This is a genomic window from Kiritimatiellia bacterium, from assembly GCA_026417735.1.
Classification (GTDB): Bacteria; Verrucomicrobiota; Kiritimatiellia; order PWTM01; family PWTM01; genus CAACVY01.
This window is the reverse complement of record JAOACR010000024.1, coordinates 1-16,855: the sequence shown is the minus strand read 5'-3', so window position 1 is coordinate 16,855 and position 16,855 is coordinate 1. Positions and strand designations below refer to the sequence as shown.

The window sequence follows — 16,855 nt, the reverse complement described above, 5'->3', positions numbered from 1 at the left end:
CCCGCCGATGCGGAGCGCAGCGCGAACCTGGCGGTGGCCCAAACCGGATGCCGCCGCGGTGCGGCGCCTCGTCGCGCACCTCCGCTGCCCCGTCCCGATCGCGCGGCTGTTGGTCGCCCGCAACGCGCCGACGCCCGACGCTGCACGCGCACTGCTGGAGCCTTGCACCTGGCGACCTGGCGCTGCGCACCCACTGCCGGATCTCGATCGCGCCGCGGAACTGATCGCGACAGCGATCCGGGCCCGCCGGCGAATCACGATCTTTGGCGACTTCGACGCCGACGGCGTCACCGCCACCGCGCTGCTGACGCGCCGACTCCGCGAACTGGGCGCCGCCGCCTCTCCCTTTCTGCCCCACCGCATCGGCGAGGGCTATGGCCTGAGTCCCGCCGCGGTGCGCCGGTGCCTTCGCCGCCAGTCCCCGCAGCTGATCATCACGGTGGATTGCGGCACCACCGCACGCGAAGCGATACGGGAGCTGCGCTCTGCCGGCGTGGACGTCGTGATCACCGACCATCACCTCCCCGAGGGGCGTCTGCCGGCGGCCGCCGCGGTCGTCAACCCCCATCTCACCGCGGGGTCGAGACCAGTGGCGGGCGTCGGTCTCGCGCTGGAAGTGGCCTGCGCAGTCGGCGAACGACTCGGCCGGCCGCTGGAGCCGTCCGCTGCCGGCGCGATGCTGCAGTTGGCGGCCATCGGCACGATCGCCGACTGCGTCCCGCTGACGGATGTCAACCGGACCCTCGTCCGCGCAGGTATCGAGGCGATGAGCGCCGCCCCCCTCCCCGGCGTCTCGGCGCTGATGGAGACCGCCGAGGTGACCGCGGTGCGCGGCGCGTGGGAAATCGCGTTTGTGCTCGCACCGCGCATCAACGCCGCCGGACGAATCGGCGCGGCGGACGTCGCGTTGGAGCTGCTACTGGCCTCCGCCCCTTCTCGCGCTGCCCGGCTGGCCGCGGAGCTCGAAGAGGCCAACCGCCGCCGCCAGCGGCTCGAACGAGAGGTGCTGGAGGAGGCCGTCCGTCAGATCGAAGAGACGCCGTCATCCGATCGCGAATTCGGCGTGGTCGCCGCCGGCCGGGGATGGCACCCGGGGGTGGTCGGCATCGTCGCGGCAAGACTGGTAGCAATGTATCGCCGGCCGGCCGTGGTGATCGCGATCGGACAGCGCGGAACCGCACGCGGATCCGCGCGCGGCATCGCGGGTGTGGACATCGCCGGCGTGCTACGCGACTGCGCCGCACATCTCCAACGGGTCGGTGGCCATGCGATGGCGGCCGGTCTGGAAATCGACCCGCGCCGGGTGCCCGCATTTGCGCTGGCGTTCAACGAGGCGGTGCGACGTCACCTTCAGGGTCGGCCACCTGAGCCGCTGCTGCAGGTGGACGCCACCCTCCGACTGGACGAAGTGTCCGCGGAGCTGCTCGACTGGATCGAACGGCTCGGCCCCTACGGCCACGGCTTTCCGTCACCGGTGTGGGGAATCCGTCGCGCACGGATCACCGACTGGAAGATCGCAAAGGATCGCCACGTGATGATGGAGCTGAGCCAGGGCTCGCATCGGTGTCGCGCGGTGGCATTTCATCGGGCCGGCGAGCCGCAACCCGCGGGTGCGGTGGACGTGGCCGTCGAGCTGAAACGACGGGAGCGAGACGGTCGCGCCGAGGCGGATCTGCAAGTGGTCGACTGGCGCGGCTACGGGCCGGCACCATGAAAACAGCCGGAACGCACCGCCGGCACCGATTGCGTGCGGTACCGGCAGCGGTATGATCCGCACGTGACGGGGGCGCTTCTGCTGCTGTTCGTGCTCGGCCTTGTGGGGTTGCCTCTGGCCTTGTCCATTTGGGCGCTCGTTCATTCATCCCGGCTCTCCACCCGCCTCGACGAGCTTCGGAAGGAGATGGAGGGGCTCCGGCGCGGACTGACCGGGCCCGGCGGCCCGCCGCCCCTTCCCGGCGGCCCCTGTGCGCCGCTTCGTCACCCCGATTCGACCTCATCGCCCGCCACGCCCCCGCGCGCCGCCGAGCGCGCACCGCCGTCCATGTTCCCACCGCCGCCGCCGGCGACGACCGCTTGCGCCTCCCCCGCGATCGAAGAAACGCTCGGCGGCCGCGCCGCGGCCTGGGCGGGAGTCGTCGCGTTGATGCTGGGTGTGGCGTTCTTTGTCGTCTACGCAATCCAGCGCGCGTGGCTCGGGCCGGAGATCCGCGTCGCCGCCGGTGTGCTGGCCGGAGCCGGCATGGTGGTCGTGGGCCATCGCCTCGCGCTGCGGCCGCAGCCGCCGACTGCGCTCGCCCGCCTGCTCACCGGTGGCGGGGCCGGTCTGCTGTACTACAGCGTGTACGCCGCCAGCGCACGGTACGGCTTGCTCGGCCCGACAGTCGCCTTTGTGGCACTGTTGCTCGTCTCTGCCGCTGTGTTCGCGCTGGCCTCGCTGTACCGCAGCCCGGTCATCGCCGCGCTCGCGGTGCTGGGGGCGCACGGCTCGCCGTTCATCGCCACGGTGGACCGGCCTCAGGGTCTCTTCGTACTCGCGATCGTCGCGCTCATCAATTTGCCGGTGCTGGCGCTGATCGCACGCCATCGTTGGGCCTCGCTGGGGGTCCAAATGTTTGCGCTGTCCTGGCTGCAGTACACGATCGCGGTGGGCAGCGGGTGGTCGGGTCTCGGGGAGGGGCACAGCATTCGCGGAACCGCGATCGCCGCGATTCTGTGGGCGCAGGTGGCGGCGAGCGCGGACCGTCTCCACCACCGCCCCGCCGGTGCGCTGCTGGCGCTGAACTCTCTGGCGCTGCTGGGCGCGCTCGCGCACTGGTTCGACACATCCGACCTCGCCGGTTGGTTCGGTACCGCGCTGCTCACCGCAGCAGTTGCGCACCTTGGATGGGCGCTGGGCCTGCGGCGGCGGCTCGGGTTGGCCTCCGCACCGGTCGCCGTTCGATTGCTCGCCGCGCTGATGTTCGCGGCGCTCGCGCTGCCCGCGCAGCTCGACGGCGCATGGGTCTCCGCGGGCTGGATTCTTGGCGGCGCACTCATCGCACGGTTCGGCGGTCACCTCGAGATCCCGCTGCTGCGCGAAACGTCGGTGATGATGTGCGTGGCCGGGCTGGGCAAATCGCTGCTGTACGACGCCACGCTGTATCCGGAGCCGCCCCGCCTGTTTCTGAACGCGCGCTTCGCGGTGAGTCTGCTGGGCGCTGTCGCGCTCGCGGGGCTTGGGCCATCGCGGCGCATGCCGCGCGCGTCCGCGGCAGAGCGCCCGACCCTGACGTGGCTCTCCGCGGCACTGCTGGCGGCGGCCGCCGCGGTATGGGCTGATGTGGGCTGGTGGCGCGGCTGGCGTGACCCCGTCGGCGCAGCGATCACCACGGCGACCCTCGTGATGCTCGCCCTCGCGTTCTCCACGATCGCACGACGCGAAACGGCCGACCGGGCCGAGCTCTTCGCCCGGGCGCTGCTGCTCGCCGCCGCGCTCAAGCTGGTGATGGTGGACCTGCCGCTGACCCGCCTGCACCTTGCAAACATCGCCCCTTTTCGCGCCGTCGTGGTCTGGTCGTGGCTGGGCACGATGGCCCTCGCGTTCGCCGCCGCCGGTCGCCGCACCGGCGCGCCCCGGGGATGGACCACCGCACCGCAGGTCGCCGCGCTCGTCGCCGCGATCATCACCGTCACGCTGGAGCTTGCTCGCACCGGGCGCGGTTGGCGCTCCTCATACATCACCATCTGGTGGGTGGCGGCCGCGTTGGCGCTGGTGATTGCGGGGCTGGCAACGCGCCGTGCCCATCTGCGGCAACTGGGTCTGCTGGTGTTTACGGTGGCGACCACAAAACTGTTCCTGCTGGACATTGCGGCGTTGGACGGCCTCCACCGCGTTGCGGCATTCCTCACGGCAGGAACAGCACTGGTGGGTCTCTCGTACCTCTACCAGAGCGTCGCGAGAACGCGGCTTGCGACCCACTCGGAGGCCGGACCACCGTGAAGGGTTCGTCGTTTCTGCTTGCCGTCGCGCTGGTGCCGGCCGCGCCGCTCCCGCCGGCCGGCCGCGCCGCCGTGCCGCCCGTGCCCGCGCAGTTCGAGTGGCGACAACCGATCCTTGACGACGCTCGGGCCGGGGAACGTTTTCGCGTGCGCATCACAGGGGACATCTACGACGGCTGCGTCGAGGGACCGGCCGTCGATCTACGCGTGTTCGATGCGGCCGACCGTGTCTGGCCGTGCATCGTTTGGTGCGAACCGCCACCCCGGACCGTCGCCGTTCCCCTGCGCGCACGAGTGCTCAACCTCTCCACCACCGAGCCCCCCGGCACGCTGCGCCTGGATGTACAGCTGGATCCTTCCACCGCGCAGCACCGGCCCGTCCACACGGCAGTCCGAATCCTCCTGCGCGGCGACGACTGGATTCGGCCGGTCACCATCCAAGGTGCCGACGAAGAGGGCGAGTGGGCCACCGTGGCGGCCGGCCACATTCTGCGGCTGCCGCACGAGGGCGATCGGGTGCAGAGCGAGTTGGTCCGCTATTCCCCCGCCGACTTCCCCCGGCTGCGGATCCGCATCGGTCCCGATGCGCGTCGTGTCGGGGAGCCCCCCTCCTTGGATCGCCTCGAGGTGCTCCCGGCACCGGCCGGCGCAGCCGATCCGCCGTTGGAGATCGTGAAATGGACCCCGCTCACCCCGCCGACGGACCGGCCGATGTGGCAATCACTCCTCTTCGACACGGGCATCCGCACCACGCCGCTGCACCTCATTGAGATCGAGGCCGCCGGCGAGTATGCGCGGCCGGTCATCGTGTGGGCCGCAACTCATCCCACCGGCCAGTGGATGCTGGCCGCCTCGGAATCCATTCACCGCGTCAGAACGCAGATGAGCGCCCGAGTGAATGTGGCCGGAGGAGGGCGCTACTGGCGCATTGACATCTTTCGCGGCGATGATCCCCCACTCGCCGATGTGCGCGTCCGCGCGTGGCGGCGCGTCGCATGGCTGGTGATCGAGCCGCTCGCCGACGGGCCCGCCGTGCTGCACTATGGAGCCGCCGATGTCCGCGCGCCGGAGCACGACTTGTCGCGCCGGCTTGAGGCGTCGGCCATTGCGAACCTCCCGATTCGGGAGCTCGGGACGCGCGAGCGAAATCCGCGGCACCGCCCCGGCGCCGTATCCGGCGGGAGCAGCGCCGTTGCGGTGCTGATGGTTGGCGTGGCCGCCACAGCGATCCTCGCCGTGATCATCCGGCTGCTGCGCCCACCGGTCGGTGCGGAGGAGACGCCCGCGCGCCGAAGTCAGAGAAAGAGAGGTAACTGATGGACCCGACATCCAGCAACGCCCGCCGGATCGAGAGCATCGAACAACTGACGCGCGAACTGCTGCGCGCGATCGGTGAAGACCCCGCGCGGGAGGGACTGGCGCGGACACCCGAGCGCGTCGCGCGCGCCTGGACGTTCCTGACGAAAGGCTATGCGGAGGATCCCGATGAGATCGTGAACCGCGCGGTGTTCGAGAGCGAGGCCAACCACATGGTCATCGTTCGCGACATCGAAATTTTCAGTCTCTGCGAACATCACCTGTTGCCCTTCTTCGGCCGCTGCCACATCGGATACATCCCGCGCGGCCGGGTCATCGGCGTCAGCAAGCTCGCGCGCATTGCGGAAATTTTCGCGCGGCGCCTTCAGATCCAAGAACGGCTCACCCACCAGATCGCACGGCTGGTGATGGACCACCTGAAGCCGGAAGGCGTGGGTGTGGTGATCGAGGCCCGGCATCTCTGCATGATGATGCGCGGCGTCGAGAAACAAAACTCGGTGATGGTGACGTCCGCGATGCTCGGCAGTTTTCACAATTCGCCGGCGACCCGCACCGAGTTTCTGAGTTTGATCCACCGCTCCGCCACGTGAGCCCGCCGACTGGAGCACCCCCCACCGCAGCGCGGCCGCCCGCCGGCCGCGGCTGGCGGGCGCAGTGGCGCCAACGGTTGTGCTCGCTCGAAGAGCTTTCCGCCTTTCTCGGCCGCCCCTTCGAGGGCGACTGGGCGGTCGAACCTGCACGAACCGGCTGGCGGATGGCGGTGACGCGCTACTACGCCTCGCTCATCCGCCGCCTCGCGCCGACCGACCCCATCGCCCGCCAGTGCGTGCCCTCGCGCGAGGAACTGACCGAGCAGCGCCTGCCGCCCGACCCGTTCGACGAGCTCGGCCACCGTGTCGCACCGGGGCTGGTGCGCCGTTATAGGGACCGCGCCGCATTCTGGGCGACTGGCGAGTGCGCGGTGCGCTGCCGGCACTGTACGCGGCGCAACGAGCTGGGCGATCCGCCGCCTCGCAACCCCACTGCCGCGGTCCGCTGGCTCCGCCAGCACCCGGAGGTTCGTGAACTGCTCATCACCGGCGGGGACCCGCTCACGCTGGAGGATGCCGAGCTGGACCGGTTGCTGGCCGCGTTTCGTTCCGTGCCCAGTCTGGAGGTGCTCCGGCTCGGTACACGGATGCCGGTGGTGCTGCCGATGCGCATCACCCGCGCACTCTGCCGGATGCTTCGCCGCCATGCGCCGCTATGGGTGCACACCCATTTCAATCATCCCGCTGAACTCACCGCCGCCGCGCTGGCCGCCTGCGGCCGGCTCGTCGATGCAGGCATTCCGCTCGGCAACCAGACTGTGTTGCTCCGCGGCGTGAACGACACCGTCGAAACGCTGGGGGCACTGTTTCGCGGGCTGGTCCGCGCGCGCGTCCGTCCCTACTACCTGCTGCATTGTGATCCTGTGCGCGGCGCCGGTCACTTCCGGGTCCCGCTGCGGCGCGCGCTGCATCTGGTCGAAACGCTGCGCGGTCGGCTCAGCGGCCTCGCGATGCCGACCTTTGTGGTGGACATGCGCGGCGGCCGCAGCAAGACACCGCTGGCGCCGGGCGCGGTGATCCGTTGGACGACGCGCGGCGCCTGGTTGCGCGGGCCCGGTGGCGTCCGCTGGTTCTGCCCTGATCCGCGACCCTCCCGCAGACGTGACTCCGCCGGCCCGCGGACCGCCCGGTGACCGCGCGACCGCTCACCCCCCATCCCGCGCGTCGGCCTGCCAGGTCCACGGCACGCGGGGCGGAGTGTTTGAGGCGGTCGCATCCGCCGGTGTCAACCGGAGCATCTCCGCGCCGTGCCGCGCAACCGTCATTGACCATCCGTTCGTCGACACACCGAGGTCCTGACCGCGCCAAAGATCCCGCACCGCCCATGCGCCGGCGATCCCGACCTCACCCCAACGGACCTCCACCTCCAGCGGCTCCTCGTCGAGGTTGAACAGACCCACCGCCACCGAACCATCCGCCAGCGGCCTTGCCCAGACCTGGGTCGGTCCGCGCACAGCGACACGCGAGGCCGCACGGCCCAGAGGATCCTGGTTCACGTCCAGCACCTCGCCGTTCGTGATCAGCCCCCGCGTGAAATCATCGAGCTGCGTCATGTCGCAACCCAGCATCAGTGGTGCCGCCAGCAGACACCAAAGCGTGACGTGCGCGTACTGCTCATTCGGGGTCAGACGCGAGGGACGGAGCACCTCCCCCCACCCGACCCGTCCGATCACCAGCATGTCGGGGTCGTTCCATCCGCCCGGCCCCGCAAACGGCTCCAGCCCCGCCTGACCAAAACCGATCCGCCGAACGCTTTCCCACGTGTCCTCAATGTCCCCGGTGGTCCGCCACAGGTGACCGCCAGCGGCTCGTCCCCACGCGGACACGTTGCCCACGCCGTACTGACAGATGCTGAAGACGATGTCCCGCGGCTGCTGCGCGAGCCTCTCCGCCATGCGCAGATAGGGCCGCATCTGCTCCGGCAGCGTGCTGCCGCGAGCGATTCGGCTGTAGGAGCACCAGTCGTACTTCAGATACTCGAACCCCCATTCGGCGAACTGCTCGGCGTCCTCGCTCTCATGGCCATGGCTGCCAGTGTGGCCGGCGCAGGTGATCGGACCGGGGGAGGAGTAAATACCCGCTTTGAACCCGAGCTCACGGATCGTCGCGACCAGCGCGCTCATGTCCGGAAACCGCCGGTTGGGGAGAATCCGGCCGCGCGGGTCCCGTTCCGGGCCGACCAGGTCGGGGTCCTGCGTGTCGGGGTGACGTTGCCAGCCGTCGTCGAGCACGATGTAGGTCCACCCCAGCTCCTGCAGCCGTTCCGCCGCCATCGCGCGCGCGGTTGCCTCGATCATCGCTTGCGAAATCTTCGCGCCATAGCAGTTCCAGCTGTTCCAGCCCATCGGTGGCGTCAGCGCCAGCCGCTCCCCTACCTCCAGCCGCCATCGCCGCTGTGTGACGCCGTACGCATTGGACGCGACGAGCAACGCCTCATAGCGGCCCGCTCGCATCGGCACGCGGCCGCTGATGCGGCCACGAGACTCGTCCAGCACCAGTCCCTCCGGCAGCCCCGCCGCCCGCACGAACAGCGGCCGCTCTCCCTCGAGCGGCAACGTCCAGGTAAAGGGCCGCCCCGGCCGAGCGCCGACCACCGCCGCGCCTCGGAAACATGGCCGCCGCGGCCGCGGCGGCGTGCGGATCTTCCGCGGTTCCTCGGGCACCGGATCGAGCACCTCAATTGCTCCTCCCTCGAGTTCGAAGATCGCTTCCGCCCAGTTCGCCAGATCGTCGGTGGTGCCATCACCCCCGTCGGTCACGCGCAGCACCAGCTGCCGAATCTCGCCCAGTGTCAGCTCCACCCGCCGCGGTGGCTCGCCACCGCGCAGCCGCCCGCTGCTCCAGAGAAGCCGCCCGTCGCCCAGCACCCGAAACTCGACGCTGCCGCGGCCCGCACCCGCCGCGTCGTCCACGCCGACCCACGCACAGAACCTCGCGGACCGCGTCGGCAGCGCAAGCCGCAGCAGGCTCTCCGCGTGTGTGCCGACGCCGCGCTCAAAGGCGCGTCCCCCCATCTGCATCGGTCCGCCCCGCACGTTTCGGTTGGTCACCGGCTTCGCCCATCCGCAGGTCATCCGCGAAATGTCGAGCTCCTCCATGCCGACGGTGACCCCGCTACGTGCACCGCTCACGCACAGCAGCAGCGCGGCACACACCGCACCGTACGGGCCGCTGCGACGATCGGCGAACCGAGACACGGTCGATCGGGTCGAGCGCATCCTCTACCACTCCCGCAACAGCAGGCGGACCCCCGCCGCCGAGTCGGCAAGCTTTGCGAGCACCTGCTGGACGTCACCCTCGCACCCTGGCAGCCGCAGCGATGGCCGCACATCCGCCAGCGGCTGCACCACAAATCGCCGTTCGGCCCACTTCGGATGTGGCACGCGCAGCTCGGGTTCGTCCACGGCCTGCTCGCCGCAGTACAAGAGATCCACATCCACCGGGCGCGGCGCGTAGCGGTCGAGCGTGCGCACGCGGCCCAGCGCTGTTTCGATTTCACGCGCCCTCACCATCCACGCCGCCGCGTCCAGTGGCGCCTCGAGCACCACCACGGTGTTCAGAAACTTCAGATGCCGATGCTCCGGTCGCACCCCGATCGGCTCGGTCTCGTATACCGGCGCGCTCGCCAGCAAGCGCGCGCCAGGCGTTGCGGCGAGCGCGGCGCGCGCGGCGCGAAGGTTCGCGAGCCGGTCGCCCAGGTTGGAGCCGAGGCTGAACCCCGCCTCGCGCAGCGGCACCGCGTTGCTCATCGGCTCGCCTCCGTACCCGCCATGCAAGCCGAAATCGCCCGGTCAAACTGTTCGACAAACGCGGCCTCGCTGAAGCGCTCCGCATTGCGGCGGATTCGCTCGGCGTCCCATACGATCGTGTCGGCCCTCGCCAGCGCCGCGGCTAGCGCCGCCTCCGTCTGCGGCTGAAACAATACCCCCGTTTCACCGTCCACGACGGACTCCGCCGCGCCGCCCCGCCCGTACGCGACAACCGGCCGGCCGCATGCTTGGGCCTCGACCGGCGCCAGGCCGAAATCCTCCTCGCCCGGGAAGATCAAGCAGCGGCAGCCGCGATACAGGTCCCGCAGTTGCTCGTCCGAAACCACGCCCAAAAACTCCACGCACGGCCCCGCAAGCCGGCGCAGTCGCGACGCCTCGCTGCCCACCCCGACCACCCGCAGCCGCCGCTGCAGTCGAGAACAGACGCGCACCGCCAGATCCAGTCGCTTGTAGGGAACCAGCGCCGCAACCGCCAGATCATACGCATTCTCCGCCGACGGGGGAGAACTGGCAGGATCCGGCGTGAACAAGTCCAGCCGAACCGGGGGATACACGACGTCCGCGTCACGCTCGTAAGCGTTCCAAATGCGATCGCGCACGTGCCGACTGATTGTCGCAAAGCGGTCCACGCGGCCGGCCGTCGCACGATCCCAGTGCCGCAGCGCGGCCAGCAGCGGCGAGACAGCCAGCCGCATCGGGGTGCGCCGGCCGAAATAGTCATCCGCGAAAGTCCACGCATACCGCATCGGCGTAAAGCAGTAGCACAGGTGCCGCGCGCGTGGCGGTGGTCGCACCGCTTTGATCGCACAGTGGCTGGTGGTGATCAGCAGGTCGCACGGCGGGCAGCGCAGCGCGCGCACCGCGGCGGGGAACGCCGGCAGCATCCAGCGGTAATACCGATGGATGGCGGGCAACCGCTGCAACGGCGAGGCGACCAGCCGGCGATCGCGCAGCGCGGGCGGCAGCGCGGCCCGGCGGTGCAGCAACGTCAGGATCGGGGCCTCCGGAAAAGCACGCGCGAGCACCTCCAGCACTCGCTCGCCGCCGCGCAAACCGGTCAGCCAGTCGTGGCCCAGCACGACCCTCCAACGCTTCCAGCTTTCGGGAAACTCCGGCATCTCCGCGGGCTTCCGCCCGCCCCACGATCGTACCGGCCCAGCTACCACACACGCAACGCCGGCCCCATGGGCCCGTGCGCCCGTTGCGCTCAGCCACAGCCCCACTCCCGCGCCGCCAAGCCGGACGCCTCTTGCATCGGACGCAGACTCCCTAGAAGCCACGGCAACGCATCGCGGGTTGCGAACATCACCGGAGGGAACGGCCGGAGTGGCCTTGGCTTGACAGGCTGGAACTGGCCATAAGAGTCTTCCCGCTTGAGGCGCAGTTATGGGAATCGAGAAAACGACGGCGTGGTTGCGTGAAAGCGTGGCGGCGAGTCTGCTTCTGGCCACAACCGTCCCCGCGCAGCTGGTGATTGTGGACAACGACTTTTCGGGATCACCGGTCGGCAACTACAACGGCTCGACGGGGCAGCCGCTGGGCAGCGATCCCAAGCTCGGCAACGCGACCGGCCTCCGCACAGCGCTCCAAGTGCAGGGCAGTGGTGGCGTCGCCAACTCTGCATCCTTCGTGCACAGCCAGGACGTTGCGATGCGAGCCCGCAACACGTTTAACATCGCCAACACCACCTATTCCGCCGTCAGCTTCAGTGTGCATTTTCGCTTCGATCCCATCTCGACGCAGTTGGGCGGCTTCCTCGGAGTCGGCTGGGCCCTGAGTCCGGCAACCGACGGCGTTTCACCCTACACGGTCGGCGATGCGGACCGGCTGCTGATCGGCCTTCGCCGAACGGAGAACGTGAACAATATCGCACGTGCCAGCAGCGGCGGACGCCTCGGACAATACGGTGGCGCCGGCACCGATATTCCCGCGACGTACTTTCAGGGTGGCATCGCGTCAACGAGCCTGGTCGTGGGAACCTGGTACCAGTTCTCTTTCGACCTGACCTTCAATTACAACAGCGGCAATCCCGCGAATTCGAGTTGGACGCTGGCCAACCTGCGGCTCCGCGACTGGGGGAGTGACGGCCAGACAGGCGGCAACACGCTAATCCTTCAGACCAGCCCCTATACGTGGAATCCCGGCTTTGGCAACAACCTCGACAGCTCGCATGGCGCCTACGCCTACATCGCTGGCAACGGTGACCGCGGAATCCAGCGCATCGATTCCGTGGCGGTCCAGGCCATTCCCGAACCGGCAACGGTCGGGCTGTTGCTTCTCGGCTTGATGGCCGCCAGATTTCACCGTCGGCGCGTCTAAGTCGCTTGCGGCCCGGCTCTGCGGCCGGGGCGATTTCCCTCTTCGGTGTTGCGGGAACTTCCGGTGGTCGGCAGGTTTCTGTTGGTCGCCACAGTTGCACCGCGATGGAATGAACGCCGCAGAGGGCGGTGCGGAACCGGCCGAGCTTCGAACCGCATCGCGGAGGTGTGTGTCCAGTCCTTGGAGGACACCCAACCGAGCGCGTCCAACGCTTGGAGCGCGCGATCGACTTGGCTTCGCGACGTCGTTGCGAAGGGGCCCCGGCGTATGCGCGTTGCCGCTTCCCCGCCCGGTGGTCAGTCGGAAGCAGGGGGGGATTGGGCGGCGCCGCCGGTCTGCTCATCGAGAAACAGCTTGTACTCGATGCCGTCCACCAGCGCCTCCCAGGAGGCCTCGATGATGTTGTCGGAGACGCCGATTGTGCTCCACGTGCGCCCGCCCGCCGCCGATTCGATCAGCACGCGCGTTTTCGCGGCGGTCGCCGCCTGCGGATCCAGAATACGGACGCTGTAGTCCACCAGCCGCACGTCGCGCACGGCCGGATAAAACGGCTCCAGCGCCTTCCGCAGCGCGCGGTTCAGCGCATCCACCGGCCCGTCGCCCTCGCCGACCGTGTGCACCGGCTGGCCGTCCACCCGTAGCTTCACAGTCGCCTCCGAGATGCACGGTTCGCCGGCTCGACGCTTCTCCACGATCACCCGGAAGGCGTCGAGGCTGAAGAACGAACGGTGACGCTTCAACACCTTTTCGACGAGCAGCCGGAACGAGGCCTCTGCCGCCTCAAACTGGTATCCGCTGCGCTCCAGTCGCTCCAGCTCCCGCAGCACCGTGCGCACCTCCGGCGAATCGCGGTCCATCGCCAGCCCCATCTCGACGGCCTTCAGAAACACGTTGCTGGCACCGGATAGCTCCGAGACAAGGATCCGCCGCTCATTGCCGACGGAGGCGGGGTCCACGTGTTCATAGGCCCGCGGGCATTTCCGCACCGCGTCCGCGTGCATGCCGGCCTTGTGCGCGAAGGCGCTGTCACCCACGAAGGGCTGGCGTGCGTGCGGCCGGACGTCGGCCATCTCGTAGACGAATTCCGAGACCGCCTTCAGCTCCCGCAACGCGTCCGGCCGCAGACACTCGCAGCCGAACCGCAGCACCAGATTCGGCACGACCGAAACGAGGTTCGCGTTGCCGCATCGTTCGCCGAACCCGTTGATGGTGCCCTGCACATGAAGTGCGCCCGCACGCACTGCGGCCAGCGAGTTCGCGACCGCCAGCTCACTGTCGTTGTGCGCGTGAATGCCGATCCGGCCGCCAAACCGCCGAACCACCTCCGCGACGATGCCCTCCAGCTCGTGCGGCATCGTGCCGCCGTTGGTGTCGCACAGCACCAGCACGTCCGCACCCGCGTCGCGGGCCGCCGCCAGCGTGCGCGCGGCGTAGTCGGCGGAATCGCGCCAGCCGTCAAAGAAGTGCTCCGCGTCGTAGATCACCTCGCGGCCCGCCGCCTTCAGCCGGCGGACGCTGTCGGCGATCATCCGGAGGTTCTCCTCCTCGCTGGTGCGCAGCACCTCCCGCACATGTAGCCGCCACGACTTGCCGAAGATCGCGACCGACGCGGTGCCGGCCTCCAGCAGCGCCGCGAGCCCCTCATCCTCTTCCACGCTGCGGCGGGCACGCCGCGTGCTGCCGAACGCGACCAGTCGCGCGCGGCGCAGCTCCAGCCGGCGCGCCTCCCGGAAGAACTCCATGTCCTTCGGGTTCGAGCCCGCGTAGCCGCCCTCGATGTAGTCAACGCCGAACGCGTCCAGCCGCTGCGCGACCCGCAGTTTGCCCGACAGCGTGAACGACACCCCCTCCGCCTGCGCGCCGTCACGCAGCGTCGTGTCGTAGATTTCCACACGGGTGCTCATCGGGCGCGGGGGGACCGGCGCCGCGCACGGCCGGGCGGCGCGGTGGCGGGCTCCCGGTCGAGTTCAAACTCCCGGTGCAGCACTCGAACCGCCTCGTTCGCCTGGGATTTTGCGATCGCGACCGAGATCTTGATCTCGGAGGTGGAGATCATCTGGATATCAATGCCGTGCTTTGCGAGCGCGGAGAACATCCGCGCGGCGACGCCGGAGTGGCTGCGCATGCCGACACCGACGATGCTCACCAGCGCGATGTCCGGGTCGTGCGTGACGCCGCTGGAGGCGACCTCCGGCACCACGTCGGCGACCACCGCCAGCGCGGTCTTCAGGTCGCCCACCGGCACCGTGAACGAGAGGTCCGCGCGCTGGCCCTGCGAACGCACGTTCAGCACGATCATGTCCACGTTGATGCCGGCATTCGCCAGTGCGGTGAAAATCGCCGCGGCAATGCCGGGCCGATCGGGAACCTCCAGCAACGTGACTTTCGCCTGTTTCGTGTCGGCGGCGACGCCGCGGACGATGATCTTTTCCATGTCGGGGGTCTCCTCGCACACCAGCGTACCGGGACGGTCCTCGAAGCTCGACAGCACCTCCAGCGGCACGCGATACGCGGACGCGAACTCCACCGCGCGAGACTGCAGCACCGCGGCACCCATGCTGGCCAGCTCGAGCATCTCGTCGTACGAGATCGTGTCGAGTTTGCGGGCCTCGGGCACTACCCGCGGATCGGCGGTGAACACGCCCGGCACATCCTTGTAAAACTGACATCGGTCCGCCTTCAGCGCCCAGGCGAGCGCGACCGCGGTCATGTCCGAACCACCGCGGCCCAGCGTGACGATGTCGTCGCTGGAGTCCAGGCCCTGGAACCCCGCGACGATCACGACCTTGTTCTCCCGCAGCGCGCGCCAGATGCGCTCCGGCCGGACGTCGCGGATGCGGCCCTTCAAATGAATACCCTCCGCAAAAATCCCCGCCTGGGGGCCGGTGAGCGAAATCGCCGGCACGCCGAGCCGGTGCAGCGCCATCGTGAGAATCGCGATCGAGACCTGCTCGCCGGTGGCCAGCAGCATGTCCATTTCGCGCGGGTCGGGATCCGGGTTGACCTGCTTCGCGAGCTCGATGAGGTCGTCGGTCGCGTCACCCATTGCGCTGACGACGACGACCACCTGGTCGCCGCGCTCACGGGTTCGCCGGATGCGCTCCGCAACGTTCATCATGCACGCCGCGTCGGCGACCGAACTTCCGCCGTACTTTTGCACCACCAACGCCATCGTTCCGCTCCCTGGGCCCTCAGTGGCCCGACGATCCGTCGAGATCCTCGATCCGGAAACACACCGGCGGCCCGCCACTGCCATCCATCCGCGACAGTTCTCGGATCGCGCGCCGCACCGCGCCGAACGCGGCGCGGTGGGTGAGAAACAGCACCGGCACGTGCGGTTCGAGCCGGGATTCGCGCTGCACGACCGACGCGATGCTGATCTCGTGCCGTCCGAGCACTTCCGCCGCGCGGGCGAGCATGCCGGGCTGGTCGCGCAGCATCACCCGCAGGTACCATCGCGCGCGATCATACGCATCCGCACGGATGCGCGGCGGCTCTCCCGCGTACGCGTCGTCGTGCGCGGCGCCCGCGGCGCGACGCCGCGCAGCCTCGACCAGGTCGCTGATGATCGCGCCCGCGGTCGGGTAGCGCCCTGCGCCGGGGCCGCAGTAGATCGTGTCGCCGGCGGCATCGCCCTTCACCAACACCGCGTTGAACACGTCCCGGACCTGGCCCAGCAGGTGGCTGCGCGGCACCAAGCAGGGGCCCACGTGCACGCTGACGCCGCCCGACTCGTTCCGGATCACCGCCAGCAGCTTCACCGCATACCCGAGACCCCGCGCGTAGTCCAGATCCAGATTCGAGACGGTCCGGATGCCCTCCACACCGACCGCGCTGAACGGCACCGGCCGCCCACACGCGAGCGTCGCGAGAATCGCCGCCTTGTGCGCGGTGTCCAGTCCGTCCACATCCAGCGAGGGGTCGGCCTCCGCATAGCCCGCGGCCTGCGCCTCCTTCAGCACGGTCTCGAACGGCGCCCGCGCCTCCTCCATCCGCGTGAGGATGTAGTTGCAGGTGCCGTTCAGAATGCCGAAGATCGCCGGGATCCGGGAAGCGACCAGTCCCTGCCGCAGCGCGCGGATGATCGGCACGCCGCCGGCGACCGCCGCCTCGAAGTACAGCCCCGCCCCGCTGCGGCGCGCCGCCGCAAACAGCTCCACGCCGTGCTGCGCCAGCAGCGACTTGTTCGCGGTGACGACCGTCTTGCCGGCCTCCAGCGCCGCCAGCGTCAGCTCCCGCGCCGCGCCCAGCCCTCCAATCGTTTCCACCACGAGGTGCACGTCCTCGCGCCTCAGTGCGGCCATCGCATCGCGCGTCAGCAACGAGCGATCCACCCGGACGCCCCGAGGGCGCTCGAGGTCCGTGTCGGCGATGGCTCGCAACACCAACCGCACCCCCGCGCGCTCCGCGATCAGCTCGCCGTGACGAGCCAACAGGTCCGCGACACCGCCACCAACGGTGCCGAACCCCAGGATCGCCACGCCTGTCTCACTGCCGCTCATCGCGCTCGTCGGATACAAAAAAACCCCGCGATGCGGGGCGCCGTGCAACCGCGGGCGCGGTCACGCGCCGTCCGCCACGATCGTCGTAATACCCCACCGCATCGCTGTTCTCCGGCCTCAACGGCCCTCACGAACACCGCTCTAACTTAGCCCGCCCCGCGGCCGCGCGCAACGCGGAGCCGGCGGCACTCCTCCCCCATCAGCCGCGAGCGCCGAAACCGGCCGCCGTCCTCCATGTTCAGTTTTTCGGCTTGCGGCCGTAGACTTCGACTTCGATGTAGTGGTTCATCTCCCCCGCGGTGCTGCCCCGACTGTACAGCCGCACATACCGCGCCACCTGCCCCTTCACGTCCACCAGCCGCCCCGTGTTCACCTCCAC

12 protein-coding genes are annotated in these 16,855 nt (G+C 69.4%); 6 read left to right on the top strand and 6 right to left on the bottom strand.

Annotation, left to right across the window (positions count from 1 at the left end; genetic code table 11):
- Positions 1-7: 7 nt before the first annotated feature.
- The 5 genes from recJ (at position 8) to N2652_12535 (ending at position 7,018) form a co-directional block, all read left to right on the top strand.
- Complete coding sequence (gene recJ, locus N2652_12555; GenBank protein MCX7820017.1) at positions 8-1,714, top strand: single-stranded-DNA-specific exonuclease RecJ; 1,707 nt, start codon at positions 8-10, stop codon at positions 1,712-1,714.
- Between the two features lie 63 nt (positions 1,715-1,777).
- Entirely contained in the window at positions 1,778-3,979 is a 2,202-nt protein-coding gene (locus N2652_12550) for a DUF2339 domain-containing protein (GenBank protein ID MCX7820016.1), read from the top strand.
- Entirely contained in the window at positions 3,976-5,295 is a 1,320-nt protein-coding gene (locus N2652_12545) for a hypothetical protein (protein MCX7820015.1), read from the top strand. The genes N2652_12550 and N2652_12545 overlap by 4 nt, the downstream gene beginning before the upstream one ends.
- Entirely contained in the window at positions 5,295-5,885 is a 591-nt protein-coding gene (gene folE, locus N2652_12540; GenBank protein MCX7820014.1) for a GTP cyclohydrolase I FolE, read from the top strand. Before N2652_12545 ends, folE begins: the two co-directional genes overlap by 1 nt.
- Positions 5,882-7,018 (top strand): KamA family radical SAM protein, encoded by a 1,137-nt coding sequence (locus N2652_12535; GenBank protein ID MCX7820013.1) that lies wholly within the window; start codon positions 5,882-5,884, stop codon positions 7,016-7,018. The genes folE and N2652_12535 overlap by 4 nt, the downstream gene beginning before the upstream one ends.
- 12 nt (positions 7,019-7,030) lie before the next feature.
- Here the strand turns inward: N2652_12535 and N2652_12530 are convergent, their stop codons facing one another.
- The 3 genes from N2652_12530 to N2652_12520 are packed head-to-tail and all read right to left on the bottom strand — an operon-like array spanning position 7,031 to position 10,773.
- On the bottom strand, positions 7,031-9,103 hold the full coding sequence (locus tag N2652_12530) for an NPCBM/NEW2 domain-containing protein (GenBank protein ID MCX7820012.1): 2,073 nt from the start codon (positions 9,101-9,103) through the stop codon (positions 7,031-7,033).
- A 3-nt stretch (positions 9,104-9,106) separates the two neighbouring features.
- Positions 9,107-9,634: a 2-amino-4-hydroxy-6-hydroxymethyldihydropteridine diphosphokinase gene (gene folK, locus N2652_12525; protein ID MCX7820011.1), complete on the bottom strand. Its 528-nt coding sequence runs from the start codon at positions 9,632-9,634 to the stop codon at positions 9,107-9,109.
- On the bottom strand, positions 9,631-10,773 hold the full coding sequence (locus N2652_12520) for a glycosyltransferase (GenBank protein ID MCX7820010.1): 1,143 nt from the start codon (positions 10,771-10,773) through the stop codon (positions 9,631-9,633). Before N2652_12520 ends, folK begins: the two co-directional genes overlap by 4 nt.
- Before the next feature lie 268 nt (positions 10,774-11,041).
- Here N2652_12520 and N2652_12515 point away from each other — a divergent pair, with 268 nt between their 5' ends.
- On the top strand, positions 11,042-11,974 hold the full coding sequence (locus tag N2652_12515) for a PEP-CTERM sorting domain-containing protein (protein ID MCX7820009.1): 933 nt from the start codon (positions 11,042-11,044) through the stop codon (positions 11,972-11,974).
- A 296-nt stretch (positions 11,975-12,270) separates the two neighbouring features.
- Here N2652_12515 and cimA read toward each other — a convergent pair whose 3' ends face one another.
- The 3 genes from cimA to N2652_12500 are packed head-to-tail and all read right to left on the bottom strand — an operon-like array spanning position 12,271 to position 16,476.
- Positions 12,271-13,878 (bottom strand): citramalate synthase, encoded by a 1,608-nt coding sequence (gene cimA, locus N2652_12510; GenBank protein MCX7820008.1) that lies wholly within the window; start codon positions 13,876-13,878, stop codon positions 12,271-12,273.
- Entirely contained in the window at positions 13,875-15,146 is a 1,272-nt protein-coding gene (locus N2652_12505) for an aspartate kinase (protein MCX7820007.1), read from the bottom strand. Before N2652_12505 ends, cimA begins: the two co-directional genes overlap by 4 nt.
- A 19-nt stretch (positions 15,147-15,165) precedes the next feature.
- Positions 15,166-16,476 carry a homoserine dehydrogenase gene (locus N2652_12500; GenBank protein MCX7820006.1) on the bottom strand — a complete coding sequence of 437 codons (1,311 nt, stop codon included), beginning with the start codon at positions 16,474-16,476 and terminating at the stop codon, positions 15,166-15,168.
- Between the last annotated feature and the right edge of the window lie 379 nt (positions 16,477-16,855).

Coding starts and splice junctions, on each gene's coding strand:
- N2652_12520 (MCX7820010.1), bottom strand. CDS start 10,773: ATGCCGGAGTTTCCCGAAAGCTGGAAGCGTTGGAGGGTCGTGCTGGGC.
- N2652_12500 (MCX7820006.1), bottom strand. CDS start 16,476: ATGAGCGGCAGTGAGACAGGCGTGGCGATCCTGGGGTTCGGCACCGTT.
- cimA (MCX7820008.1), bottom strand. CDS start 13,878: ATGAGCACCCGTGTGGAAATCTACGACACGACGCTGCGTGACGGCGCG.
- N2652_12505 (MCX7820007.1), bottom strand. CDS start 15,146: ATGGCGTTGGTGGTGCAAAAGTACGGCGGAAGTTCGGTCGCCGACGCG.
- N2652_12530 (MCX7820012.1), bottom strand. CDS start 9,103: ATGCGCTCGACCCGATCGACCGTGTCTCGGTTCGCCGATCGTCGCAGC.
- recJ (MCX7820017.1), top strand. CDS start 8: ATGCGGAGCGCAGCGCGAACCTGGCGGTGGCCCAAACCGGATGCCGCC.
- folK (MCX7820011.1), bottom strand. CDS start 9,634: ATGAGCAACGCGGTGCCGCTGCGCGAGGCGGGGTTCAGCCTCGGCTCC.
- folE (MCX7820014.1), top strand. CDS start 5,295: ATGGACCCGACATCCAGCAACGCCCGCCGGATCGAGAGCATCGAACAA.
- N2652_12515 (MCX7820009.1), top strand. CDS start 11,042: ATGGGAATCGAGAAAACGACGGCGTGGTTGCGTGAAAGCGTGGCGGCG.